General features: G+C 39.5%; 24 protein-coding genes, 2 tRNA genes and 1 pseudogene. 13 read left to right on the top strand and 14 right to left on the bottom strand.

Annotated elements, in window-relative coordinates:
• Positions 1 to 38: 38 nt before the first annotated feature.
• Genes OD757_RS11660 through OD757_RS11650 form a run of 3 tightly spaced genes read left to right on the top strand, consistent with a single transcriptional unit; the run spans position 39 to position 2,061 of the window.
• Positions 39 to 989: a homoserine kinase gene (locus tag OD757_RS11660; protein WP_263031968.1), complete on the top strand. Its 951-nt coding sequence runs from the start codon at positions 39 to 41 to the stop codon at positions 987 to 989.
• Between the two features lie 10 nt (positions 990 to 999).
• The gene (locus OD757_RS11655; protein ID WP_263031967.1) at positions 1,000 to 1,629 is read left to right on the top strand and encodes a DUF1294 domain-containing protein; all 630 of its coding nucleotides are present in this window, start codon (positions 1,000 to 1,002) and stop codon (positions 1,627 to 1,629) included.
• A gap of 36 nt (positions 1,630 to 1,665) precedes the next feature.
• A complete protein-coding gene (locus OD757_RS11650) occupies positions 1,666 to 2,061 on the top strand; it encodes a DUF4870 family protein (RefSeq protein ID WP_263031966.1) in 396 nt (131 codons plus the stop codon).
• Positions 2,062 to 2,094: 33 nt separating this feature from the next.
• Here the strand turns inward: OD757_RS11650 and OD757_RS11645 are convergent, their stop codons facing one another.
• On the bottom strand, positions 2,095 to 2,997 hold the full coding sequence (locus OD757_RS11645) for a DMT family transporter (RefSeq protein WP_263031965.1): 903 nt from the start codon (positions 2,995 to 2,997) through the stop codon (positions 2,095 to 2,097).
• A gap of 98 nt (positions 2,998 to 3,095) precedes the next feature.
• On the opposite strand from OD757_RS11645, the gene OD757_RS11640 reads away from it, so the two are divergent.
• Positions 3,096 to 3,647 carry a helix-turn-helix domain-containing protein gene (locus OD757_RS11640; protein WP_009392012.1) on the top strand — a complete coding sequence of 184 codons (552 nt, stop codon included), beginning with the start codon at positions 3,096 to 3,098 and terminating at the stop codon, positions 3,645 to 3,647.
• Positions 3,648 to 3,716: 69 nt separating this feature from the next.
• On the opposite strand, the gene hisA is transcribed toward OD757_RS11640, so the two are convergent.
• From hisA to hisB, 5 genes are all read right to left on the bottom strand, one after another.
• Positions 3,717 to 4,448 (bottom strand): 1-(5-phosphoribosyl)-5-[(5-phosphoribosylamino)methylideneamino]imidazole-4-carboxamide isomerase, encoded by a 732-nt coding sequence (gene hisA, locus OD757_RS11635; protein WP_263031964.1) that lies wholly within the window; start codon positions 4,446 to 4,448, stop codon positions 3,717 to 3,719.
• Between the two features lie 94 nt (positions 4,449 to 4,542).
• Entirely contained in the window at positions 4,543 to 5,184 is a 642-nt protein-coding gene (locus tag OD757_RS11630) for a 3'-5' exonuclease (protein WP_263031963.1), read from the bottom strand.
• Between the two features lie 86 nt (positions 5,185 to 5,270).
• The gene (locus OD757_RS11625; RefSeq protein WP_263031962.1) at positions 5,271 to 5,819 is read right to left on the bottom strand and encodes a DUF805 domain-containing protein; all 549 of its coding nucleotides are present in this window, start codon (positions 5,817 to 5,819) and stop codon (positions 5,271 to 5,273) included.
• 151 nt (positions 5,820 to 5,970) lie between these two features.
• Complete coding sequence (gene hisH, locus OD757_RS11620; protein WP_263031961.1) at positions 5,971 to 6,588, bottom strand: imidazole glycerol phosphate synthase subunit HisH; 618 nt, start codon at positions 6,586 to 6,588, stop codon at positions 5,971 to 5,973.
• Entirely contained in the window at positions 6,588 to 7,181 is a 594-nt protein-coding gene (gene hisB / locus OD757_RS11615) for an imidazoleglycerol-phosphate dehydratase HisB (RefSeq protein WP_002116767.1), read from the bottom strand. Before hisB ends, hisH begins: the two co-directional genes overlap by 1 nt.
• A 102-nt stretch (positions 7,182 to 7,283) precedes the next feature.
• On the opposite strand from hisB, the gene OD757_RS11610 reads away from it, so the two are divergent.
• From OD757_RS11610 to OD757_RS11600, 3 genes are all read left to right on the top strand, one after another.
• A complete protein-coding gene (locus OD757_RS11610; RefSeq protein ID WP_004789887.1) occupies positions 7,284 to 7,667 on the top strand; it encodes a GNAT family N-acetyltransferase in 384 nt (127 codons plus the stop codon).
• A gap of 105 nt (positions 7,668 to 7,772) precedes the next feature.
• A tRNA-Phe gene (locus OD757_RS11605) sits at positions 7,773 to 7,848 on the top strand.
• Positions 7,849 to 7,982: 134 nt separating this feature from the next.
• Positions 7,983 to 8,058 (top strand) — tRNA-Phe (locus OD757_RS11600).
• Between the two features lie 173 nt (positions 8,059 to 8,231).
• Here the strand turns inward: OD757_RS11600 and OD757_RS11595 are convergent.
• The 5 genes and pseudogenes from OD757_RS11595 to ompR all read right to left on the bottom strand — a co-directional run bounded on the left by OD757_RS11595 (position 8,232) and on the right by ompR (position 12,739).
• A complete protein-coding gene (locus OD757_RS11595; RefSeq protein WP_263031960.1) occupies positions 8,232 to 8,663 on the bottom strand; it encodes a GNAT family acetyltransferase in 432 nt (143 codons plus the stop codon).
• A gap of 130 nt (positions 8,664 to 8,793) precedes the next feature.
• Positions 8,794 to 10,308, bottom strand: coding sequence for an acetyl-CoA hydrolase/transferase family protein (locus OD757_RS11590; protein ID WP_263031959.1), 1,515 nt, complete (start codon positions 10,306 to 10,308; stop codon positions 8,794 to 8,796).
• 35 nt (positions 10,309 to 10,343) lie between these two features.
• Positions 10,344 to 10,463: pseudogene (locus OD757_RS11585) on the bottom strand (hypothetical protein).
• A 36-nt stretch (positions 10,464 to 10,499) separates the two neighbouring features.
• Positions 10,500 to 11,957 (bottom strand): ATP-binding protein, encoded by a 1,458-nt coding sequence (locus OD757_RS11580; protein WP_009392031.1) that lies wholly within the window; start codon positions 11,955 to 11,957, stop codon positions 10,500 to 10,502.
• Between the two features lie 17 nt (positions 11,958 to 11,974).
• Positions 11,975 to 12,739, bottom strand: coding sequence for a two-component system response regulator OmpR (gene ompR, locus OD757_RS11575; protein ID WP_000060753.1), 765 nt, complete (start codon positions 12,737 to 12,739; stop codon positions 11,975 to 11,977).
• Between the two features lie 668 nt (positions 12,740 to 13,407).
• Here ompR and OD757_RS11570 point away from each other — a divergent pair.
• Together OD757_RS11570 and OD757_RS11565 are read left to right on the top strand one after the other, a co-directional pair.
• Entirely contained in the window at positions 13,408 to 15,756 is a 2,349-nt protein-coding gene (locus OD757_RS11570; RefSeq protein ID WP_263031958.1) for a Tex family protein, read from the top strand.
• A 297-nt stretch (positions 15,757 to 16,053) separates the two neighbouring features.
• Positions 16,054 to 18,240, top strand: a complete 2,187-nt coding sequence (locus tag OD757_RS11565; protein WP_009391959.1) for a solute carrier family 23 protein — start codon at positions 16,054 to 16,056, stop codon at positions 18,238 to 18,240.
• 69 nt (positions 18,241 to 18,309) lie between these two features.
• Here the strand turns inward: OD757_RS11565 and OD757_RS11560 are convergent, their stop codons facing one another.
• On the bottom strand, positions 18,310 to 19,200 hold the full coding sequence (locus tag OD757_RS11560; protein WP_005300894.1) for an SDR family NAD(P)-dependent oxidoreductase: 891 nt from the start codon (positions 19,198 to 19,200) through the stop codon (positions 18,310 to 18,312).
• 274 nt (positions 19,201 to 19,474) lie between these two features.
• The gene (locus OD757_RS11555; protein WP_263031957.1) at positions 19,475 to 20,752 is read right to left on the bottom strand and encodes an O-acetylhomoserine aminocarboxypropyltransferase/cysteine synthase family protein; all 1,278 of its coding nucleotides are present in this window, start codon (positions 20,750 to 20,752) and stop codon (positions 19,475 to 19,477) included.
• A gap of 295 nt (positions 20,753 to 21,047) precedes the next feature.
• Between OD757_RS11555 and ettA the strand changes: the two genes are divergently transcribed.
• On the top strand, positions 21,048 to 22,709 hold the full coding sequence (gene ettA / locus OD757_RS11550; protein ID WP_009392033.1) for an energy-dependent translational throttle protein EttA: 1,662 nt from the start codon (positions 21,048 to 21,050) through the stop codon (positions 22,707 to 22,709).
• Positions 22,710 to 22,889: 180 nt separating this feature from the next.
• Complete coding sequence (locus tag OD757_RS11545; RefSeq protein WP_263031956.1) at positions 22,890 to 23,483, top strand: hypothetical protein; 594 nt, start codon at positions 22,890 to 22,892, stop codon at positions 23,481 to 23,483.
• A gap of 101 nt (positions 23,484 to 23,584) precedes the next feature.
• Here the strand turns inward: OD757_RS11545 and OD757_RS11540 are convergent, their stop codons facing one another.
• On the bottom strand, positions 23,585 to 24,277 hold the full coding sequence (locus tag OD757_RS11540) for a hypothetical protein (RefSeq protein WP_263031955.1): 693 nt from the start codon (positions 24,275 to 24,277) through the stop codon (positions 23,585 to 23,587).
• Positions 24,278 to 24,434: 157 nt separating this feature from the next.
• On the opposite strand from OD757_RS11540, the gene OD757_RS11535 reads away from it, so the two are divergent.
• Both OD757_RS11535 and OD757_RS11530 read left to right on the top strand, forming a co-directional pair.
• Entirely contained in the window at positions 24,435 to 24,836 is a 402-nt protein-coding gene (locus tag OD757_RS11535; RefSeq protein ID WP_263031954.1) for a cation efflux protein, CzcI-like, read from the top strand.
• A gap of 54 nt (positions 24,837 to 24,890) precedes the next feature.
• The gene (locus tag OD757_RS11530; RefSeq protein WP_263031953.1) at positions 24,891 to 26,306 is read left to right on the top strand and encodes a TolC family protein; all 1,416 of its coding nucleotides are present in this window, start codon (positions 24,891 to 24,893) and stop codon (positions 26,304 to 26,306) included.

The raw sequence follows: 26,306 nt of genomic DNA, 5'->3' as shown, positions 1-26,306 counted from the left end.
TTCTATCAAACTTCACAGATGTTTTTTGCAGGTTTTCCATGTCGGTTTATACCCCGTTGAGTTTAGATGAAGTTCGCGCCTTTGCTGCACCTTATGGATTAGAGGTGTTAGAGCTGAACCCAATTCAGGGAGGTATTCAAAACACCAATTATTTTTTGGTTGATGTAAACCGCAAACAATATGTACTTACCGTGTTTGAAGAGTTAGATGCGCAAGGGGCAGGCGAGCTTATTCCTGTTCTTGAACAATTGGGGACTCATGATGTACCCGTTGCTGTGCCGTTAAAACATAGTGGACAAGCGGTTCATGTGATTGCAGATAAGCCTGCACAGATTGCTCCACGTCTCATGGGTCACCATCCCATGCAAACCACAGTAGCACAAGTTGCCGCGATTGCAGACGCACAGGCGAAGCTACATGTGGCTTTACAAGATTTTCCGCTTGAACGTGAATATAGACGTGATCATCAATATTGGACAGGTGTTGCAGAGCAACTTAAACCAAACATGACTCAAGATGACCAAACTTTACTTGAGCAGGTCTATCAAGCTTTTAATGCTAAAACAGCACAGTATTCAAACCGACCAACGGGTTTTATTCATTCAGATTTGTTCCGCGACAATACTTTGTTTGAAGGCGAGCAATTACAAGGTATTCTAGATTTTTACGAGTTAAATCAAGATGAATTACTGTTTGATATTGCGATTACCATCAATGATTTTTGTACCGAATATCCAGCGGTGAACTTAAACTCAGACAAAGTAGCAGCTTACTTAGAGGCATATCAAAAAGTTCGTGCGCTCACTTCAGATGAACTTGAATGTTTAGATGTATTCTTGGCAATGGCGGCGTGCCGTTTTTGGTCGATGCGCTTGCAGGTTGCTCAAAAAAATAAAGAAGAAGGACGTACCGGTGACGACATTTTGCAAAAAGACCCGCAGGAAATGCGAGCAATGATGCAAGATCGTTTGAGCCACGTAAAAGGATAAAGGAATAAAGATGCGAGATCAGGGGCGATTAGTCGAATGGTTCGACGAAAAAGGTTATGGCTTTATTCAGCCAGATGATGCTGAAAAAGAGCGAGTCTTTTTGCATATCAAAGATTTTGCACGCCCCGGTCCTCGGCCAATTATTGGCTGTGCACTGGAATATCTGATTATCCTTGATGAACAAGGTCGTTTTCGTGCCCAGCAGGTCACCTATTTAAAAGCATCTCAAACTCGTAAAACATCAAAACCAGTAAAAACACAATCTTCTTTTCAAGCCAGTCCATGGTCTGCAATGCAAATGGGGATCGTATTTTATTTCGTTTTAATGGGCATTATGAGTTTTATCCATACGTTGCCAGCCTATACTTTGTTGTTTGTTTTAATGATGAATGTCTTAAGTTATTGGCTCTATTCACAAGATAAGGAAGCCGCACAAACAGGTAATCGACGTGTGCCTGAGCAAACATTACATATTGTCAGTTTTTTAGGAGGCTGGCCTGCTGCATGGTGGGCACAACAAAAACTGAGACATAAAACACAAAAACAACCCTTTCGTAAGATTTATTTTTGTACCATATTCTTTCATTTACTTTTGATTTTATGGCTAATTTCTCCCTTAAATGTTTTGCGGGGCTCATAAAAGTAAATTGTTTTATTAAACTTGAGAGGTATAAAAATGAATAGTTCTATCGACCAAGATTCAAATCGTACTTTAACGCTTATTTTATATGTACTTTATATTGTTGCCATTTTTACAGGCGGCTTACTTGCGGTTATTGCTTTAATTATTAACTACGTAAAACGTTCTGATGTGCAAGGTTCAATTTTTGCGAGCCACTTTACATGGCAAATCAGAACATTCTGGTGGTATCTGGCTTGGAATATTATTGCCTTTCTGCCGTTTATTTTCCTGTTCTTTACGGGCGAAAATACTAATCTATTTGCAGGCGTTGCCGTTTCATCGACCGTATTCTGTGTGGGCGTAATTGGTGCTGCGTGGATCTGGATTGTATATCGTGCAATTCGCGGCTTGATTGCGCTAAATGATAACCGACCGATGTATCAGCCTTAATAAATAAAAAAGAGAGCATTAAGCTCTCTTTTTTTATTCTCGAATTCTTTTATTTTTTCTAATTGGCAACTTAAGTTTCAACTCACTGACTAAAACACCTAAAACCACTAAAGCACCTCCAAAAAGAGCAATGATTGGCAAACGCTCACCCGCAATTCGACCAATAATTCCTGCCCAAACCGGTTCTCCTGCATAGATAATTGCAGCACGGGAAGGATCAACCATACGTTGAGCCCAGTTCATCACAAATTGAATAAGAGCACTGGCTAAACCTAATGCAACAGCAAGGAGTACAAGTGGCCATGAAAATGCAGGAATTGCATGTTCACCCACCGCAGGCATAATGGCAAAAGAAACTAGAGAGGCTACGCCGAGTTGAATGACGGTGACGCGACGTAAATTTACTTTTCCAGCAAAGTAACTAATAAAAATAATTTCTAAAGCAATCGCAAGTGATCCAAGCACTGTTACAAGCTGTCCAAAATTTAAAGAGATTTGTTCAAAACCATTACCTGTCAATAAAATAAGGCCAGCAAAAGCAAGGACTGCTCCCACCCAAGTCATAATGTGTGGAACTTTTCTAAAGATGAGCCACATTAAAATAGGTACAAGCGGAACATAAAGCGCGGTTAAAAAAGCCGACTCACTACTTGGAATGGTTTGAAGACCAATCGTCTGTGTGCCGTAACCTGCCGCAATGACAAGACCAATCGCACTGCCAGCACCTAAATCTTTTAAAGTAACGCCTTTCATACTCTTGAAAGAAATCAGCAGCAAGGTAAGCGCCGCGACAGCAAAGCGGCAGCCCACAAAAAACATAGGCGATGAAAAGTGCAATGCATACTGCACGGTAAGGAATGTTCCACCCCAAATAATCGTAATCAGGACGAGTGCTAACTGTGGAGCTTTGCTTGAGCTCAAAGAAGTTGGTGACATACTCAAATTAGAAAAAATTGTGCAATATACTGCACATATTGCGCTATTCTTCTGTTTTGTGCAATATATTGCTCATATTTTCTTTGCTACTTTATTTTATGAGCCAGACCAGTACCGTTTTGCAACATGTCGGCACAAACATTCGTTCATTAAGAGACGAGCGAGGTTTAAGCCAACAGGACTTGGCCGATCAGGCGGGTGTGAGCAGACGGACAATCGCAGCTTTAGAAACTGGACAAGTCAATATTAGCTTGGCCAAACTCGATGCGATTGCGGTCGTGCTGGGCGTAGATTTTAGAACAATTGTGAGTGCACCTGAGCACAAAGAACAAGCCATGGTAAATGTACTCGCTTGGCAAGGTGAAAAAGAAGAAAGCAGCGCAACTCTATTGGCTTCAGCTCCATCTCGTTCACAAGTTGAGCTGTGGACATGGTCGTTGGCAGTGGGAGAATCTTATATTGCCGAAGCCGATGCGGAAGGATGGCAAGAGCTTATTTATGTATTGGAAGGTGAGCTGACCATACAATTTGCAGATAGTACAAAAATTATTGCTGCTGGCTCATCTTTTGTTTTTGCCAGCTCAGTCACTTACACCTATATCAATAGTGGTAACCAAGTACTTAAGTTTATTCGTAATGTGGTGTATTGATTAGGAATGTATTTGTCATATCAGCAATAAAAAAGAGCCTAAATAGGCTCTTCTTTTACATCTTAAAAATTAAAGACGGTTTTCATCTAACAAAAGCTGAGCTTCACGAAGGTTTAGAGTACCTTCATAAATTGCACGACCTGTGATAGCACCTAAAATGCCCGGTTGGCCGATTAAGTTGCGTACATCATCAAGATTTGTTACGCCACCAGAAGCAATCACGGGTAAGCCTGAATATTGAGCCAAGTTTACAGTTTGCTCAACATTTACACCTTGCATCATGCCGTCACGAGCGATGTCTGTGTAAACAATGCTAGACACGCCTGCATCTGCAAAGCGTTTCGCTAAATCCGTTGCTTTCACATCAGTAACGTTTGCCCAGCCGTCAGTTGCAACCATGCCATTTATCGCATCAATACCAACAATGATGTGACCAGCAAAGCGTTTACACGCTTCTTCTACAAATTCCGGATCTTGAACTGCTTTAGTGCCGATAATGACAAAAGTCACGCCAGCTTCTAAATAGTGCTCAATGGTCTCTAATGAACGAATACCACCACCAATTTGAATTGGTAATTCTGGCTGAGCTTTAGCAATTGCTTCCACAACAGGCTTATGAATTGGAGTGCCTGCGAAAGCGCCATTCAAATCGACCAAATGCAAACGACGTGCGCCTTCATTTACCCAATGCTGGGCAGTTGCAACTGGATCGTCAGAGAAAACAGTATCGTCTTCCATACGCCCTTGTTTTAAACGCACACATTTACCATCTTTCAGGTCAATTGCAGGAATGATTAGCATGCTTCCGCTCCTTGCTTCATCATGATTATGAAATTTTGCACATCTTAGCAAAGTATTGATCAATCGCTAAGCCTTAGAAAAGACTTTTATAACTTTACGCTTGAAGTGCAGTTTGAATAGTTTGAGAAATGTGAGCGGGTAATAGTTTTTGTTTTCTAAGCTCTTCAAATACCAATAAAGCAGCATATGCATCGGCAGCCGCGTAGCTGATCTGCTGAGAGCTAAGTGGCTTTCGTGCCCAATTTGAAGTTCCAACTTTTTTCGACTTTGCAAGATATTGGCCAAATAACAGGGCAACCGCTTTTTGTACACCCATTTGCTGTGTAAAACCGAAGTGGCTAAAGCCTTTAGCAAGATCGACACAACTTTCTAGCTCTATGCCTTTTTTATGAAAAATGTGCTTATCATTTTTAAGTCCAAAGCCAACTTTAATTTGCTGAGAGTTCGACAAAATGGGCTGTAAAAATTTTAAAGTCGATGAATTGACGTGAAATAAATAGGCTTTTTTTGCTGTAGCAAGTTGAATCAAGTGTGGACCAGTTGAGATTTCACCCACTTTAAATGTAGGTTTAGACTCAGAATCAAATCCCAAAATTGCAGCGTTTTTTAATTCTTCTTCAATACTTTTGCATTGCTCAATATTTTCAATAACAACAATATTGTGGTGTGTCAGATTTTCAAAAGGGGGAAGCTGCTGAATAGAGGTTTTATCAAGGAGGGGAGAGGATTCGGACATATTTAACAGCGTACAAAAGAATTGGGCTATTAGCTTTATATATGAATAAAGCCTAGAGAACTAGGCTTTATGAATGTCTTTAAAAATTATTGAGACTGAGAGGGCGTACCAATGACAACGCTTTCGCTTTTCTCAATATAGCCTTCATAGGTAGGAGCCATCATTGTGGCAACAACCGCAAAAATTAATGCAAGCGGAATCAGAATAATATAAATCCAGCCTAAAACGCGTTCCCAACCTGGGGTAGGGCGTTGCGGGCCGTAATCATTATTGCCTTCTGTACCTTTTGCTGCAAAGAGATAAATCATGAAAATAAAGTTTACGCCAGGTATAAGCATCAGCAATGATAGCCATCCTGTATTATTGCGGTCATGTAAGCGACGAATTGTAAATACAAAACTTACATAGAGGCAGACAATGTAAAGAATGAGGATAACAATCATGCCTGCTGTAGAAAGGCCTGTTAGTTCCTGACTAGATGTAAATCCAAAAGTAAAAGCGATGATGACAACAGCGATACCGATGACGAGTGAAAATAAGAATGTCCAAGCAGCATAAGAGAGTCGTCCAAAACGACCATTCGCTTTAAAGGGGGAATCTTGTTGAAGTGGCTGATTTTCAAAAGGTGAATTCATTTTGTTTTCCTGATCATTTGGTTTTATTTAAAAGTATAAATCTTCAATATTTTGTGGAATAAAATATCATTCTATAAATGATTGGTTGTTATTATAAATAAAAAAAAAGATCAGGCCATCTCGACCTGATCTTTTTCAGTTTTAAATGAAATTAAATATTCCATTCCACAAAGTTCTTCAGTAACTGCAAACCAGCAGTATGACTTTTCTCTGGGTGGAATTGAGTCGCGAATAAATTATCTTTATGAATTGCTGTGCAGAAGTTCACACCATAGTCACAAGTCGCAGCCACAACGCTTTCATCTTTTGGTTCGACATAGTAACTATGTACAAAGTAAAAGCGTGCATCTTGTTCAATGTTATTCCACATTGGATGGCTTGGGTCCAGTTGATGAACTTGATTCCAGCCCATGTGCGGTACTTTTAAACCGTCCATTTGAGGGAAGTGTTTTACTACGCCGTCAAAAATACCGAGTGCATCTACACCGCCATTTTCTTCTGAGCTTTGTAGCAGTGCTTGCATGCCAACACAAATCGCAAGAACTGGCTTATTAAAAGCAGCTTTACGTACGACTTCATCAATTCCTGCTTCACGCATACCTTGCATACAGTCACGCATTGCACCAACACCCGGAAAAACAATTTTGTCGGCTTGTGCAATTAATTTTGGATCATTGGTCACATCGACTGTAGCGCCTACATGCTCAAGTGCTTTAGCTGCTGAGTGTAGATTGCCCATGCCATAATCAAGTAACGCGATACGTGTCATTAGAGGCTACCTTTTGTCGATGCAATCGTGTTTTCTGCACGTGGATCAACTTCACATGCCATACGCAAAGCACGAGCTAGCGCTTTGAACACACTTTCAATTTGATGGTGGCTATTTTTGCCCTTCAAATTATCGATGTGTAAGGTCATAAGCGCATGGTTTACGAAACCTTGGAAAAACTCAGAAAATAAATCGACATCAAATGTACCGATGCGTGCACGGGTAAATGGAATATCCATGAATAAACCCGGACGACCAGATAAATCTACAACAACACGAGACAAGGCTTCATCTAATGGTGCATAAAAGTGACCATAGCGTTTTAAACCTTTTTTATCGCCTAAAGCCTGTGCAAAAGCTTGTCCAAGCGTGATGCCACAGTCTTCTACGGTGTGGTGATCATCAATCTCGAGGTCTCCATCACAATGAATATCGATATCAAATAAGCCATGTCGCTTGATTTGATCAATCATATGGTCTAAAAATGGAACTCCAGTGTTTAGTGTGCCTTGACCAGTACCGTCGAGATTTAATCGAACTCGAATTTTGGTTTCATTGGTATTTCTAACCACTTCACTGATACGTTGCGTCATGGACACGTTCCTCAAAAAAACGTCAAAAATGATTGGATGTAACGATAATTTCGCTGTGACGAATTCGTGACAGCATCATAGTTTGCTCAGGAGGGTTAATCAATGCCTATTACCGTACATGCTTATAGTTCTCTAGATAATTCAGAGATCCGCGATCAGCTTGAGCGTTTGTATGATACAAGTCCGGAGTTTGGTGACGGGCACGATGCGATTGAACAACTTGAACAAGATTTACAACAGTATACCACGCTATACACTGCTGAATTTAACACCAAAATTATAGGTGCAATCTGGTCTTCAGGACAAGGCGAAAGCAAGGTTCTTGAATATATTGTTGTGCATCCTGCTAACCGTGGTCGTGGGGTAGCAGAGCGCTTAGTTGAAGAAGCTTGCCGTATAGAAGAGTCAAAAGGCGTTAAAATTTTTGAGCCGGGCTGCGGCGCAATTCATCGCTGTTTGGCTCATATTGGTAAATTGCATCATTAAAATTCCTGTTCGTATGTGATGGTGATTTAAAAATAATCACTTGTTACAAAAAACACGGAAGTTGCTTGACGTGATCATATAAACATTGTTTAATACGCCCACTTCGGCGTGATAGCTCAGTAGGTAGAGCAACGGATTGAAAATCCGTGTGTCCCCAGTTCGATCCTGGGTCTCGCCACCATTATTTGTGTTTTCAATCCCTGATCCCATCAGGGATTTTTTTTTAAGTGTTAAGTATAAAAAATACTCATTTAAATCAAAAACTCAGGATAATTGTTGACTATTGTTCTGAGATACGGCTTAATACAGGCCATTGGCGTGATAGCTCAGTAGGTAGAGCAACGGATTGAAAATCCGTGTGTCCCCAGTTCGATCCTGGGTCTCGCCACCATATTCGAAAAAGCCCCATACTTAACGTATGGGGCTTTTTTCATGCGTATTATTTTATTTGAACAATTCATTTCTTTACTTGTGGGTAAAATGACATTTATCCACAAGCACACTTACTTATCCCCAAACTCAGTTTGTTTTCTGTGTTATGCCAAAATGATAATAAATAAGGCTCTAATCATGTGAATTATCACTAATTAGACGTTTTCCCAAACATACCGCTTCTACTTCGTCATAGCCGAGCTGTTCATAAAAATTCAGTACATTTAGATTATCTTTACGCACCAATAATTGAAGTTTTGGGCAGCCTCGAGCAATTAGTCGCTTTTCAAGCTGCTGAACAAGGGCTGTAGCTATGCCTAAGCGTTGTTGGTGGGGGTGAACAGCCAAATAGTTAATCCAGCCTCTATGGCCGTCATAGCCGCCCATAAGCGTGCCGATGAGTTGCTCATCTTTAATCGCAACTAGAAACAAATCATCTTGTTGTGAGACTTTTCTAAAAATATCGGTTTCAGGATTATTCCAAGGTCGAGTCAGGCCGCAGCTTTCCCATAAAATGATCACATCTTCCAGATCCGCATTTGTAAATTGGCGAATAATAAACATATAGATTTCTACTTTTTGTTTTGCTGTGCTGAAAAGATAAAATAAAAATTCAAGCTTGAGCAGTGTTTATTAATAATTTACACAAATAAAAAAAGCACCCCCTTAGGAGTGCTTTAATTCAAGCAGTGTTTTAAGCTGATTTTGCAACTGGTGCTACTTGAAGCATTTGACCAGTTTCTTCGAAGTTTGCATGCCAAGACAATGCTTCACGAAGTAAGTGAGGAGTATGTCCACCTTTAGCACATGCACGATCAAAGTAATCATTTAATGCATCACGATAAAGTGGGTGTACACAATTGTCGATCACAGCGCGAGCGCGTTCACGAGGTGCTAAACCGCGTAGGTCTGCTAAACCTTGCTCTGTCACTAAAATATCAACGTCGTGTTCACTATGGTCAACGTGGCTCACCATTGGCACGATAGATGAGATATCGCCGCCTTTAGCAATTGATTTAGTCACAAAGATTGCCAAGTGTGCGTTACGAGCGAAGTCACCTGAACCACCAATACCGTTCATCATTTTAGTACCGCACACATGAGTCGAGTTCACGTTGCCGTAAATATCGAACTCAAGTGCAGTGTTAATGCCGATAATACCTAAACGACGAACCAGTTCAGGGTGATTAGAAATTTCTTGTGGACGAAGCACTAATTTGTCTTTGTAAGCTTCAATATTGCCAAAAACTTTTTCGCCACATTTTGCAGAAAGTGTAATTGAGCTACCAGAAGCAAATTTCATTTTGCCTGCATCAATGAGTTCAAAAGTACAGTCTTGTAGTACTTCTGAGTACATGATGAGGTCTTCAAAGTCAGAATCTTTTAAACCTGTTAATACAGCATTCGCAATAGAACCAATACCCGCTTGTAATGGGCCAAGGCTCTTTGGTAAGCGACCTTCAGCAACTTCTTTATTAAAGAAAGCAATAAGGTGGTTTGCAATGCCTTGAGTTTCATCATCTGGCGGAGTTACCGTTGATGGTGAATCGTGAGTATCGTTAAATACAATACCTACAATTTTTGCAGGATCGATTTGGATTGCCGTTGTACCAATACGCTCATCCACTTTAGTTAATGGAATTGGAGTACGTGTTGGACGATAAGTTGGAATGTAGATGTCATGCAAACCTTCAAAGCTTTCGCTTAAAGATGTGTTGATTTCAACAATAACTTTCTCGGCAAAAATAGCAAAACTTGCAGAGTTACCTACAGAAGTTGTTGGAATAATGCCGCCATCTTCAGTAATTGCAATTGCTTCAATTACCGCAACATCAGGACGTTTAAGCTGTTGGTTACGCATTTGTTCAACAGTTTCAGATAAATGTTGATCAATAAACATAACTTCGCCATTGTTAATGGCACGACGTAAAGTGTTGTCCACTTGGAATGGCATACGACGAGATAAAACACCTGCTTCCGTGAGTTGTTTGTCTAAGTCATTACCTAAGCTGGCACCCGTAATTAACGTGATTTTTAACGGATTTTTCTTTGCAAGTTCTACAAGTGCTTGTGGAACAGCTTTAGCTTCACCAGCACGAGTAAAACCACTCATACCTACGGTCATTCCATCTTCGATGAACTGCGCAGCTTGTTCAGCACTGATGACCTTGTCATGAAGAGAAGCTAGGCGAATACGACTTAAAGACATTGGACATCCTCAGAATTGTCAAAACATAGGCGATTTTAGCTATGAAAAATTGAAAAGTGCATAGGTGTTAGGCTAAGGTCTAATTTTGTAAATAAATGGTGGTATAAATTATATTTATGGTTTTTATTTTATTGATTTTTAAAATTTTTATTTATCTTTAAAATAAGGCTTTTAATCACTAACTGGTTAAATTAAAAGCGCTCACTCAAAGTTTGCTTTATTTTTTCTAATGGATTGATCGAGGTGTTTTCTTCAGGGTTTGGTTTTGGGATGGGTAAAGAAATAATAACTTCTAAACCACCTTGTTCACGGTTATGAATTTGAATTTCACCATGATGAATATCGACAATACGTTTGACAATGGCAAGGCCAAGACCACTACCTTGAATGGTTCTTGCTGAGTCTCCGCGGACAAAAGGCTGCATTAACTCTTCAATTTGATCTGCTGGAATACCTTCACCATGATCGGCAACGATAATTAAAATCTTTTCATTTTCAACTTTTGCACTGAGCTCTATCGGTTCAGCACCATAGCGTTTTGCATTATTAATCAAGTTGGCAATCAATCTTTTTAAGGAAAGACTACGTGCCGGAATGATGGGCACATCTTGCATCTCGAAGTGAATTTCAAGTGGTTTAAACTGCACAACAAGTTCTTGCAAAAGCATATTGATATTGGTGTCTTTCAATTCCTCATCTGATCCATCGCGCATATACGAAATAAACTGATTGAGAATTGCATCCATATCATCTACGTCATAGACCAGACCTTCACGTAAAAACTCATCAGGTAGCATCTCTGCTGTTAAACGAATACGTGTTAAAGGTGTGCGCAAATCATGTGAAATGCCGGCCAACATAATACGTCGTTCACGCTCGGTTTGATCAAGCGTATAGACCATGCGGTTAAAGGCTTGGTTCACCTGTCGAATCTCTAGTGGACCATGATTGGTGTCTAAGTAGGGAGCAGTACCCGACTTACTATATTCATTAGCAGCATTTTGCAAACGACGTAAAGGGCGGTTCATTTGTCTGACTAAAATCAAGATAATGATAGCTGACAGTAAGGGAACACCCACGACCCAACCAATTAATAACTCAGGGCTATAGTTCGCATAGGTTTTTAAAGGCTCGCGAACCCAGTTCCCGTGCATTTCAGGGGTTTGAATCCAGATACGTGGGCTAGGCTTAAACTGGAAGTAAACCGTAACATCCTTAGCCCCAATCTCATTGGCTAGTTTTTGTTCGATTTGATTGGTAAAAAACTCGGCAATAACTTTATCGCGAACGCTTGGATATTCTTTAGGGTTGGTAATGTATTCAATACCAACACGATTACGTAACCACTCATCAATATCCACTTCATTTTTACGATGAAAAATCTGTATATCCGGATTGTTGACGAGTTCAAGTTCAACTGCTAGATAACGAGCATGTTGTTGAATTTCAGGTAAGTAAAGAGTGCGCCAAAAGAACCATAACGACATAAATAAGCTAAAGAACACCACCAGCAGTACCAGAATAGTGGTACGCATGGCAGCAGAGCGTGGCTTAATTTTGTCGAGAAAACGTTCCCACCGAGTTCGTTTCCGTTCAGAGTAGGTAGCGTAATCAGTAAAGTTTTGTGGCGCGATTGGTTCTAAACTCACTCTATTTTATCTCAAGCTTATTCAGCACCATCTGGAACGAATACATAGCCCACACCCCATACAGTTTGGATATAACGTGCACGTGCAGGATTATCTTCAATTAAACGACGTAGGCGAGACACTTGAACGTCAATCGAACGTTCCATTGCACCCCATTCACGACCACGAGCCAAATTCATGAGTTTGTCGCGTGTTAATGGTTCACGTGGGTGTTGTACCAATGCTTTTAATACTGCAAATTCACCAGTCGTTAAGGTAACGATTTGTCCTTCGCGTGTCAGTGTACGGGTAGACAAGTCTAAAGACCATGGACCAAAGCTTACAACTTCAACTTGTTGGCTTGGAGCACCAGGAACTTCACGAACTTGGCGACGTAATACAGCACGGATACGGGCTAAAAGTTCATTTGGATTAAATGGTTTTGGCAAGTAATCGTCTGCACCAGCCTCCAGCCCGGCAATACGGTCTGAATCACTACCGCGCGCTGTTAGCATGATGATTGGCGTATCAATATTTGATTGGCGTAAACGACGGCAAATGCTCAAACCATCTTCAACCGGCAACATAAAGTCGAGTACGATAAGTGAAAATAACTCACGTTGTAATAGACGATCCATTTGTGAAGCATCATGGGCAGTTTTTACAACAAAGCCTTTATCTTCCAAAAAACGTTGCAAGAGGGTACGTAAACGCACATCGTCATCGACCACTAAAATACGTTCGACACGATCCGTTTCGTTGTGTACGGTTTCAGGATGTTCAGCAGGTACAACTAAACTCATGATGTACTCCCTTTTAAAGTCATAATTTATATATTATTGGGTCGGTGAGGCTTATTGCCAACAAGCCCTCAGTATAATGCTGATGTTCTTGTTAAGACTATGTATCAATTTGCTCAAAATTACAATTTTCAAGAGAGTTTGAAACCAAAAAACAACATCTTAAGCCCATAATTTAGCAAAGACTGATCTAAAGAAACAAATACTTAAATATTTGATAATTTTTTAATAATTAAATATTAATAACTAATTGTTTCAAATAAATTATTTTAGTTAAGCAAAAAGAATAGTTAGAAAGCTTTTAATTGTAGCTGGAAACAAACAGTAATGTTCAATAAGAGATTAGATGAGTAAAAACTTGTTGAATCTCTATATTTTTATCTTTTAGAGAATGTATCAATATGATCATTTTCTCATAAATTATAATAAGATTTTGTCATCTTCATGACATAAGTTGTGCGTTTATAATTTTATAAAGAATAACGACCCGATCCAGCTTTAAATTTTTTAGACTTAAATGCCTGTTTTTATGTGCTTGAGTAGCCCTAAAAAGCATAAATATTCAGAGTCAATACAAAAAAACGTTTTGAATACGCAAACAAGTGTGGATTTTATGGGCTTGGTCTTTATAATCAGTGCTTTTAAACTTTATCCTTGTGGGATCAAACACGATGACTGACTTAGTTCAGCAGTTGGCAAGTGAGCTTGCCGTACGTCCAAACCAAGTAGAAGCTGCCATCCGCTTAATTGATGAAGGTGCCAGTGTTCCATTTATTGCCCGTTACCGTAAAGAAGTAACACAAGGTTTAGATGATACGCAGTTACGCCAATTAGATACTCGTTTAGCGTATTTACGTGATTTATATGAGCGCCGTGAAAAGGTTATTCAGTCATTGCAAGAACAGAATAAATTGAGTGATGACTTGTTGGCGCGGGTGAATGCAGCCGAAACAAAAAATGCTTTAGAAGAAATCTATGCACCGTATCGCCCTAAGCGTACAAGTAAATCTTTTAAAGCAAAAGAAGCAGGTTTAGGACCAATTGCTGAAAAAATTATTGCAGAACAAGTTGACCCGACAGAAGCTTTGGCTGGTTTTAGTCATGAAGACTATCCAGATGTTGAAAGTCAATTAGATGCGATTCAGCATATTCTGATTGATGACTGGGCACAAAATATTGCGCTTACCACAGAATTAAAAACAACTTTTGCAAAAACTGCAGTTTTAAAAAGTACAGTTGCTTCTGAAGAAAAGAAAGAAGTTGGTAAAAAATTCCGTGATTACTTTGAATTTTCTGAAGGTTTGAACAAACTCCCTTCACATCGTTTATTGGCGATGTTGCGTGGCCGTCAAGAAAACGTATTAGGTTTGAAAGTAGATGGTGAAGATGATGCACCATTGGCACGTATTGAAACTGAATACAACCTTGAGCAAATCCAACCTCAAGCACGTCAGGATTTCTTAAAGCAAACTGCAAAATTATTCTGGTTAGGCAAGATTCGTCCTCAAATCGAACATTCATTGCTGACAGAAAAACGTCTTACTGCCGAAGCAGAAGCAATGCAGGTATTTGCTGAAAATCTTCGTCATTTATTATTGTCAGCACCAGCTGGCAGCCGTACGACTTTGGGTGTTGACCCTGGTATTCGTACAGGTGTGAAACTGGCAGTGATCAGCGATGCAGGTGATGTACTTGCTCACAGCACAATTTATCCATTTGCGCCTAAAGAAGATAAAGAAGGCTCTATTGCTGAACTTGCACGTCTGTGCCGTGAATATAACGTAGAGCTCATTGCAATTGGTAATGGTACAGCGAGCCGTGAAACAGAAGCTGTAGTCGCTGAAATGATGGCTGCGAATACTGATCTGAATTTAACACGAGTAACTGTAAGTGAAGCGGGTGCATCTGTTTACTCTGCAAGTGAACTTGCGTCGGCAGAACTCCCTGAGCTTGATGTTTCAATTCGTGGTGCAGTTTCTATTGCGCGCCGTTTACAAGATCCACTTGCTGAACTTGTTAAAATTGACCCGAAATCAATTGGTGTAGGCCAATATCAACACGATGTGAACCAGACTGGTTTAGCAAAAACACTTGATGCAGTGGTAGAAGACTGTGTGAATGCTGTAGGCGTTGATGTAAATACCGCTTCACCAGCAATCTTGGCTTATATTGCAGGTTTAAACAAAGCAATTGCTCAACAAATTGTTGAATACCGCAAAGAGCATGGCCGTTTTGATAACCGTCAAGCTTTGAAAAGCGTACCACGTTTAGGCGAGCGTACTTTCGAACAAGCGGCTGGTTTCTTACGCATTCAAAATGGTTCTGAACCTTTAGATGCATCTTCAGTTCATCCTGAAAGTTATGGTCTTGTTGAGAAAATTGTTGCGGCAAAAGCAACAACTGTTAAAGACATCATCGGTAATACCGAAATCATTCGCCAAGTAAAAGCGGATGAATTTGTTGATGACAAATTTGGTTTACCAACAATTCAAGATGTTTTAGCTGAACTTGAAAAACCGGGTCGTGACCCACGTCCAGAGTTCCGTACTGCTAAATTCCGTGAAGATATTACTGAAGTTGGTCAATTGACCGAAGGTATGCAGCTTGAAGGTGTGATCACGAATGTCACAAACTTTGGTGCCTTTGTTGATATTGGTGTGCATCAGGATGGTCTAGTTCATATTTCTGAACTTGCAAATGAGTTTGTATCTGATCCACATAAAGTTGTAAAACCGGGCCAGATTGTACAAGTACGTGTTATGCAGGTCGATGTTGAACGTAACCGCGTGAACTTAAGTATGCGTGCTGAAGGTTCTGCACCTGTAAAAGCTCAGCGTCCACCACGCCGTGAACAAAATACAGAACAACGTTTTGAACGTAAACCTCAAGGTAAACGTCCTCAACCGCGTAAAGATCAAGCTGAACGTCCTCAGCGCGCTAAGCAAGAGAAACCACAAGAACAAAAAATTGGTGGTTTGGGTGCATTGTTGCTACAAGCAGGAATTAAAGGTTCTAAATAAGAGCCTTTAAGACCATAAAAAGCCTCCAGTTGGAGGCTTTTTTTATTGGTGAACTATTATTTCTAATAGATATTAAAGAGCGATTAAGAAAAAAATTGCAGTCGTAAAGATGAGGTGAATCTTAAGATCAACAAATCGTTGTTAAATACACAATTAAATACACAACGTTATAGCATAACTAAACTTTAATGATATTCAGTTGTCCGACATCATCAACCCAGCCTTGAAGCATTTTCTCTCTTTCAGGCTGTAATAGTACAACTTTGCTTATTTCTTTTTATTATAAATGGTTGTTTTATGTCGGTTTTAAACCTGAAAAATAGATTTCATTTAAAAGACCTCCTGTCAGGAGTTGTCGTATTTCTTGTGGCATTACCGCTGTGCTTAGGTATCGCTTTAGCCTCCGGAGCTCCCATTATCTCTGGTATTATTGCTGGTATTGTAGGCGGTATTATTGTGGGTTTACTGAGTGGTTCCCACATCAGTGTCGCTGGTCCAGCAGCAGGCTTAACTGCTGTAATTCTTGTACAGTTAGAACAATTAGGCGGCAATTATGCCGCCTTTTTATTATGTATTATTTTTGCCGGTGTCCTGCAAATTCTATTTGGATTATTCAAATTAGGTTTTTTTGCGAACTTTATTCCAAATAATGTCATTTTAGGATTACTCGCGGCCATTGGTGTCATTCTGATTGCGACCCAATTACCTTATCTGTTTGGCCTTTCTGATTTTTCATGGAGACAGGTTTGGACTTCAACACCCGATGCCTTCCTTCAACGTTTTGATGGAGGAGCTGCACTTATTGGTTTGCTCAGTTTATTTCTAATTTTAGCGTGGGATAGTAGTCCACTCAAAAAATTAGCTTTACCTTCGGCATTGATTGCGGTTGTGCTCGCAGCAGTTTTAAATTTTGTTTTGGTAAGTATGGGATCTCCATGGGCAGTGCAAATTGATAATCTCATTCAATTACCAAATATATTACAAGCACCCGAAGAGGTATTAATTTTTCCTGACTTTAGCTATTTAGCTGAGCCTATGATTTACACAGGGGCAATTACTCTGGCTGTCGTGGCATCTTTAGAAACATTATTGAATCTGGAAGCCGCAGATAAAATTGATCCTCAAAAACGTTCTTCACCTCCTAACCGTGAACTTTGGGCACAAGGCACAGGTAATATTATTTCTGGTTTAATTGGTGGAATGCCTGTGACCTCAGTGATTGTGCGTAGTTCGGTGAATGCAAATACAGGCGCGCGTAGTAAATGCTCTACCATTATTCATGGTGTATTGTTGCTGTTAGCGGTTTTGTTCTTCGTGCCATTAATGAACATGATTCCTCTATCTGCGTTGGCTGCAATCCTCATCGTGACAGGCTTTAAACTTACTCATCCAAAACTCTTTAAGCAGCTTTATCAAAAGGGCTGGAAACAATTTTTACCTTTTATTATTACCTTGGTTGCAATTTTGCTGACCGATCTTTTAATGGGAATTTTAATTGGCCTATTCACCAGTAGTGCTTTTATTCTCTATGGTAATTTTAATAAAGGTATTCGCGTTTATAGAGAGAAGCGCTTACATGGCGTAGTGACTCGTATTGAACTCCCATCACAAGTGACCTTTCTTAATCGTTCTGCGCTTATTTCAGCATTGGAACATGTGCATAAACATCAGCAACTCATTATTGATGCGACTCAATGTGATTCGATTGATCCTGATATCTATCAAGTTATTCAAGATTATCAAAATGAAACTGCAATTAAACGTGAGGTCAACCTTAAACTCGTTGGGTTCAAACAGCACTATCAAGATGTTGACGATGCGATACTTGATATTGATATTAGTACACATGATTTGCAACAAAAGTTGAGTCCACAGCAGGTCGTAAACTTACTTAAAGAAGGGAATGAACGCTTTGTAAAAAATGAACGTCTACAACGAGATATTTACCGACAAATTCGTGTAACTGCAGACGAAGGGCAGCATCCGATTGCAGCAGTTCTTGGTTGTATGGACTCACGGGCACCCACCGAGATGATTTTTGATGTGGGTATTGGTGATCTGTTTAGCTTACGAATCGCGGGTAATATTGCTGGTCAGAAAGTATTAGGTTCACTTGAGTTTGCTTGTCAGGCTAAAGGTTCTAAAGTGATTGTCGTGTTAGGGCATACCGATTGCGGTGCTGTGACGAGTGCATGTCAATTACGCTTAGAGCATAAGCAAGTGGCTGATGTGAAAGAAATGCCACATATTCAATATGTGCTTGGCCCATTAATGCATTCGGTTGATAGCGTATATGACATTATGCAGCCACGTGAATTAGGTAATGCTTTTATTAGTCAGGTTACTGCCATGAATGTTCACTACAATATTCAATATATTATCAACAACAGCAGTGTGCTTAAAGATATGGTTGATCGAGGTGAGATCGTAGTTGTGGGTGCAATTTACGATGTAAAAACAGGACACGTTCAGTTTCTTGATTGATCAGTTCTTTAGTTAAAAAAAGCGCCTTATTTAAGGCGCTTTTTTATTCACTATGCTATTAACTCAAAATTACCAGTGCTCGCCCGGGAAAATTCGAGCATACGCTTTTTGTGCCCAGTTTAATTTCTCGGTTTTTTCACCTTTTGCTGCATCTGAACTTGGGAATAAACGGAAACCAATCGACATGAACATATTGTTAATGCCAGGTGCAACCGAATACGTCATTGATGCTAAACGGCCTAAGTTGGTTGCCATACGCTTTGGACGTTTTACAATTGCATAAGCAATTAAGTCAGCAGCCTGCTCAGGTGAAAGTGTAGGTACATATTTATAAATTTTAGTCGGTGCAATCATTGGAGTGCGAACCAACGGCATATAAATTGAAGTAATCGCGATTTTATGCGCATGAACTTCAGCCGATAGACAGCGACTAAATGCATCAAGAGCAGCTTTAGATGCCACATAGGCAGAAAAGCGAGTCGCATTTGCTAAAACACCAATCGAGCTAATATTAATGATTTGCCCGTCTTTACGCTGAATCATATGCGGCAAAATATTGAGAACTAAACGTACTGCGCCAAAATAATTTAATTGCATGGTGCGTTCAAAGTCATGGAAACGATCATAAGACTCATGTACGGCACGGCGAATAGAACGGCCTGCGTTATTAATTAAAATATCGATGTGATCAACAGTAGCCAAAATTTCTTTAGATACTTGATCAATCATGTCCATATCGTTGAGATCACATGGAAAAATTGATGCCTTACCGCCGCGACTTTCAATATCTGCTTTCACTTCTTCCAAAGTTTCTTGAGTGCGGGCAACCAGTAAAACATGGGCACCAGCATCAGCAAGCTTATTTGAAATCGTTAATCCGATTCCACTCGAGGCGCCTGTCACTAAAATGACTTTATCTTGTACCTTTTCCTGGAACAGAGCTTCTAATTTTTTATTCACAGCATTTTACCTAAGTAGGGGCAGGGACTATTTATTCCGGTATGTAATTTTTATTTTTTACAACCGTAGGTTCATCCAAATGAACTCATAAATATTGCTCATATCTTAATAGATGTTTAAAAATTGTCTAGTATGTAAATATATGAAATTTAACAATTTATTTAGAGTAAAAACTCTAAATTAGTATCTTAATCCATTAATTGTTTTAAGTTGTAGAATGAATAAAAAATGAAAAAAGCCTCTATTTCCAGAGGCTTGTTAAGTAGTTTAAAAATTACACGGCTGAAAGTGCTTGTTCTAAATCGGCAATTAAGTCATCAATATGCTCAATTCCAATTGAAAGACGAACCATATCTTCCCTTACACCAGCAGCTTTAAGTTCTTGTTCATTGAGCTGGCGATGAGTCGTCGTTGCAGGATGACATGCCAAACTTTTTGCATCACCAATATTCACAAGACGAGTAAATAGCTGAAGTGCATCAATGAACCGAGTACCGCCTTCAAGACCATCTTGCACGCCAAAAGACAAAATCGCAGAAGGTTTACCTTTGACATATTTTTGAGCAAGTTGGTGCTGTGGATGATCTTTTAAACCTGCGTAGTTGACCCATTTTACTTTTGGATGAGTCTGTAAATATTCCGCAATTTTCTGAGCATTTTCAGTATGGCGCTCCATGCGGAGGTTTAGAGTTTCTAAGCCTTGTAAAATTAAGAAAACACTCAGTGGGCTAATTGCCGCGCCTGTATTACGTAAAGGTACAACGCGTGCGCGGGCAATATAGGCTGCTTCACCTAATGCTTCGACATAATTAACCCCGTGATAACTTGGGTCAGGCGTGTTCAAAACTTTAAAACGCTCTGGATATTTACCCCAAGGGAATTTACCGCTATCTACAATTGCCCCACCAATGCTATTACCGTGTCCACCGATATATTTAGTAAGCGAATGAATAACGATATCAGCACCATATTCAAAAGGTTTTAATAAGGCAGGGGTGGCAACCGTATTATCGACAACGACAGGTACTCCATATTCATGTGCGATTTTTGAAATTACTTCTAAATCGATAATATTTCCGAGCGGATTACCAATTGACTCAACAAAAACAAGTTTAGTTTTATCATCAATTAAATTACGTAAGCTTTCAGGTTTTTGATAATCAAAAAAGCGAACTTCAATGCCTTGTTTTGGTAAGGTATGGGCAAATAGATTATACGTTCCGCCATATAAAGTCGAAACAGAAGCGATATTGTCTCCAGCTTCGGTAATCGTCTGAATTGAGTAAGTAATTGCTGCCATTCCAGAAGCTAGAGCTAAAGCACCAATCCCGCCTTCGAGTGCAGCAAGACGTTGCTCAAGTACAGCAGTGGTCGGGTTCATAATACGGGTATAAATATTACCCTGAACTTTTAAATCAAAAAGATCGGCACCGTGTTGTGTGTTATCAAATGCATAAGAAGTAGTTTGATAAATAGGGACCGCAACAGCTTTTGTGGTTGCTTCGGGTGAATAGCCAGCATGAATTGCTAGAGTTTCATCTTTATAAGTCATGATTACTTCATCTTCGTGAGTTAAATATTGAGCGAGTCTAGCCTAAAATTCATATTGAAAATTGCAGAAATTCTGGTTTGTTTTCTAATTTTAGGAATAAAGATAGAAAAATATACGCTGAAACACTGTATAAATCTTATACATAAACATTTTGCAACTTATTGAAAAAGAAAATTGTTTGATAAATCCGTACGATGGAAATCATAACTTCAAGTCAATGAGGTTTTCAGCGTATAATACGCGCGATTATTTATCGCTTCTGCGATGTATTGGTTTTTCAATTGAGGAGTCCTGCGTGGCCCAATATATTTATACGATGAACCGAGTGTCTAAGATGGTTCCGCCAAAGCGCGAAATCTTAAAAGACATCTCTTTATCATTTTTCCCGGGTGCCAAAATTGGTGTGCTCGGTTTGAACGGTGCAGGTAAATCTACCCTGCTTCGTATTATGGCTGGCGTAGATAAAGATTTCTCTGGTGAGGCTCGTGCACAACCTGGAATTAAAATCGGCTATTTAGAGCAAGAACCACCGCTAGATCCGACAAAAGACGTTCGTGGTAACGTTGAAGATGGTGTACGTGAAGCTTTAGATGCATTAGAACGTCTTGATCAGGTTTTTGCAGAATATGCAGATCCAGATGCAGATTTTGATGCACTTGCAAAAGAGCAGGAAAAATTAGAATCAATTATCCATGCTTGGGATGCACACAACCTAAACAACCAGCTTGAAATTGCTGCGGATGCTTTGAATCTTCCAGCTTGGGATGCAGACGTAACATTACTTTCTGGTGGTGAGCGTCGTCGTGTTGCGCTTTGCCGTTTATTGCTTTCTAAACCAGATATGTTACTTCTGGACGAACCGACGAACCATTTGGATGCAGAATCTGTAACTTGGTTAGAACGTTTCTTGAAAGATTTCCCAGGCACTATCGTTGCGATTACGCATGACCGTTATTTCTTGGATAACGTGGCTGAGTGGATTCTTGAACTTGACCGTGGTATGGGTATTCCTTATCAAGGAAACTATTCTTCTTGGTTAGAACAAAAGAATGCGCGTTTAGAGCAGGAAAATAAACAAGAAGAATCTTTTGCTAAAGCATTGAAAAAAGAACTTGAATGGGTTCGTTCAAATGCTAAAGGCCAGCAAAAGAAAAACAAAGCGCGTATGGAACGTTTTGAAGAGCTTAACTCTAAAGAATTCCAACAACGTAATGAAACTTCTGAAATCTATATTCCACCTGGTCCACGTTTGGGTAACAAAGTTGTGGAAGTGGAAGGTATCAGTAAATCATTTGACGGTCGCTTGTTGTACGAAAACTTAACGTTTACCGTACCTCCAACAGCGATTGTTGGTATTGTTGGTCCAAACGGTGCGGGTAAAACGACTTTATTCCGTATGATGACTGGTGAACAGCAACCTGATACAGGTACTGTGACCTTAGGTGAGTCAGTTAAAGTGGCTTATGTTGGTCAGATTCGTGACACTCTAGATAATAATAAAACTGTTTGGGAAGAAGTTTCTGGCGGTTTAGATATCTTAAAAATCGGTGATTACGAAATCGCGTCACGTGCTTATATCGGCCGTTTTAACTTTAAAGGTCAAGATCAGCAAAAACGTGTAGGTGAATTGTCTGGTGGTGAACGTAACCGTTTACAACTGGCGAAGATCTTACAGTTAGGTGCAAACGTTATCTTACTGGATGAGCCATCAAACGACTTGGATATTGAAACTTTACGTGCGCTTGAGGATGCAATTCTTGTGTTCCCAGGTACGGTAATGGTGGTATCGCATGACCGTTGGTTCCTTGACCGTATTGCGACACATATCTTGTCATTTGAAAATGAACAGCCAGAATTCTACGCAGGTAACTATGCAGAATACGAAGCATATCGTCAGTCACGTTTAGGTGACGATGCTGTTCAAAAGCGTACGAAATACAAAAAAATTAGCGGGTAATTTCTGCTAATTGAAAAAAACCAGCCTAAGGGCTGGTTTTTTATTTTCTATCAAAAAATATTAAGAAAGAAGAAATTAAAATTCTATAAAGTTATTGAATTTATACTTATATTTTTGATTTATTAATATTAATATTACGGCTTAATTTATTAAAAGGTAAATAAACCTTTCTGGAAAATCATGAAAAAATTTAAACTTTATACTATTGCTTTAGGGGTAGCTGTTGCTACACAACTTACTGGATGCCTTTCAGTAAAATCTTATGTTGATCCTGCTTATAAGTCTGTTACCTATTCGGATATTAAAAAACCGGCTCAACCTATTCCAGTAGTTTTAACTACTGAATTTCAGCGAAATGGAGCGGTTGTTCCAAAAGCTGGTAAAGAATTACAATCAGCAGTTGAGCGTAGTCTAAGAGCAACAGGCGTATTTTCTCCAACAGTCCAATCGAATGGTGAGAAGCAGGCAAAATTACATTTAACCGCGAATAATGTGGCTGATTTAGGTGAGGCTGCAGGCAAAGGGGTTTTAACTGGTTTGACTTTTGGTGCTGTTGGTAATGCGATTGCTGATAAATATGAGTTTAAATTTAATTATGTTGATGTTCAAGGTAAAGAAACATCTGAGCGTTACCCGCACATGATTTTAACAACCGTTGGAAATAAAAAAGCGCCTATTGAAAATGTGCAACCAATGTCGATCAACGAAGCATTTAATAAAGTTATTGATGATGTTGTGATTCGTTTTTCTTCTGACTTACAAAAACAGCAATAAAAATCTAGTTTAAGTACACAAACTATTTGTGTGACATTGCCAGTTAATTTAAAAAAAACCAGCCTAAGGGCTGGTTTTTTGTTTTATGCCTTTTATAGGTGTTATTTAGTAAAGTCGCCGTGTAGGTCAGACCAAATTAATGATGGGGCTACTGTAATAACATCAAAGGTCATTGCTAAAGGATACAAAGCCATACGTGTTACACGTTTAAACGGATGTTTCTTTGTTATTTCATCTTTTTGTTGTAAGACGATTGAGTAAGGGGCTGAGAGTTGCTGTTGAATCTTTTGTTTCTCTACTTTTTGATAAATCTTTCCTTTAAAGCGGATGATGGTGAAAGGGTAAAAAACTTGTTGTTGATTTTCCATCGCCATGAATTGATTTTTAAAACCTAATGTTTTTAAAAGTTCCTTTTGCTTCTCATCCATTTTGGACGTAGGAATATTATAACGAATCGTTATTTCCCCATGGAAATGAGTGGAATCATCCATCTCAAGTACAAGAGGTGAGGGGGTTTTTAACGTTCTTTGTTCTGCAGGAATGCTTTTAATAATATTTAGAAGGTTTGAGCTGCCCTCCGTCATCAAATAGTTATAGTCTTTACCGACAAATATGAAACCATATTCCTGCTGATCTTGGACTGCTTGACCCAAGGCAATAATTTGATCGGTTTTTAAAACAGTGGTTTTAACTTCGGTGGTTTCATTTGGTAAAGCGGTGGACAACATACTCGTTGCGCAGCCAGTTAAGCCGAGGCCAATTGTTAATATAGATGCGGTAAAAAGCTTGTACATAATGATTACTCAAAAGAAATTATTTTTGTCTCGTCTAACGTGAGATAAGTTCTAAATTAAAAGGTGAGGATTTGTGAATCGAGGTTTTGTAATTTTATTACATGCCTAGAGCCTGTTATAGTGGCTTTGTTCAACTTTTTAGTTTAATGGTGTGCTTTTGCCACGTTCCGCAATTTTTATGTCCATCTTGTTTAGTTTGCTCATATTCCAGAGTTTATGGAATGTGGCGGCAGCATTTTGCGCGCATGAAAATCAGGAAAAAGCATTGCATCATTTTGGGCATCATGCAGCTTTGAATGTATATCAACCGTCACATCAAGCTCATCATGAACAAAACAACGATGCCGGAAACACCTCGCATAAAGCGCCTTTAAATTTGCAAGATCATCATGATCACTTGCCTTCATGTTTTCACGTGGTGATGACTGAAGTTGCAAAGCAAGCTGAAGCGCCTGTAGTGCATGTGCAGGAACTCTCACAAATTTATCACTGGTCTAATTCTTACCAGTCACCCCATCTTACTGCTTTAAAACCTCCTCCTGTTTTAACCCTGCTATAGGTGGGGTAGCCAAAATAAGCCCACCGCATCTCTTATTTATTGCGGGGCAAAAACATGTCTTCTATTTTTTCAACTCGAGTGAGTTCTACTTCTCACTTAGAGAGTAACGTTAAGATAACGTTAAAAAAAGTTTTAACATTATCAAGTCTATCTATTGCCATGCTATTGGCTGGACAAGTAGCGATGGCTCAGTCTGAGATTCAACAAGAACGTTATATTCAAAAAGCAGCGTTTACTTTTGAGCAAGCCTTAGAGCAGGTACAAAAATATCAAAGTCAGCAAGGTGTTTGGCAAGCACAGCAACAAATGGCTGAGGCCAATTTAAAGCAAAGTCGTTTATGGGCCAACCCAAGTCTTTCCATTGAGCAAACAGGCTTCCAGAGTGATCAAGAAAAAGAACTCGCAATTGGAATTTCTCAGCCTTTGGATATTTTTGGCCAGCGTAAGGCTGCGCAAAACTTAGCAAAAGTGGAAATATCGAAAATTGATTTGGCCGAGCAGCGTTATCAAGCTGAACTTGGATTAATCGTTAAATATTTCTGGTCACAAGTGGCTTTGCTTGAGCTTGAAAAGTCTCTTATTGCAGAGCAGCTAGAAGTCAGCCAAGAAAATTTGTTGGCATCGGAAAAGCGTTATCAGGCAGGCAGTATTGCGCAAGTGGATGTAGACCGAGTGCGCATGTCTCACTTGGAAAACCAGCGTTTATATCAACAAGTTGATTTAAAACTTCAAGTTGCCAAGCAACAACTAGTCAACTTATGGGGCGGTGGCTCAAGTCAGTTTCAGCTATTCCAAAGTCCAAATCAGTTATGGGCATTGGCAGCGAATGTAGAACCCAGCCAAGATGCGCAAAATAATTTATTAGAGCGTTCTTTCCAGCTAGATGCTCTTGCGCAGCAAGCTAATATTCAACAGCTTAAAGCAAAAGCAAGACCACAACCTACTGTAACTTTAGGTGTTAATAACACTCGTTCTCCAGAACAGAGTACAGATAATCAAATTCGTTTAGGTGTGGAAATTCCTTTAAATCTTTTTAATCGCCAGCAATATGGAATCAAGATTGCTCAGGCCAAACAAGAGCTATCTCAACGTCAGCAAAGCTTTTATCGACAGCAAAATCAGGTTGATATTGAAACCCTAATATCAGAGTTAAAAGGTTTACATATTCAGTTTAAACAACTGAATGATCAGCAAGTTCCTCTTGCTATTCAAGTTCAGCAAAAAACATTGCAAGGTTTTCGTTTGGGTAAGTTCGCCGTTACTGATGTTCAGCAAGCCACCATGCAATTGCAAGACGTACGCTTACGTAAAGTCGAGCTATTAAAACAAGCTTGGCAAAATTCAATTGAAATTCAAAGTTTACGTCTTGGGTTAGAACCAGAACAAATCATGGCGAAAGATGCCTTAATGCAACTCAATCAACGTGCTTGGCAACAAAGTCAAACATTCCCAACTCAGGCAGGAGAATAA

This window comes from Acinetobacter sp. AYS6 (assembly GCF_025630795.1).
Taxonomy (GTDB): Bacteria; Pseudomonadota; Gammaproteobacteria; order Pseudomonadales; family Moraxellaceae; genus Acinetobacter.
Note: the sequence above shows the minus strand (reverse complement) of the source record. Positions and strands in the feature narration are given on the sequence as shown.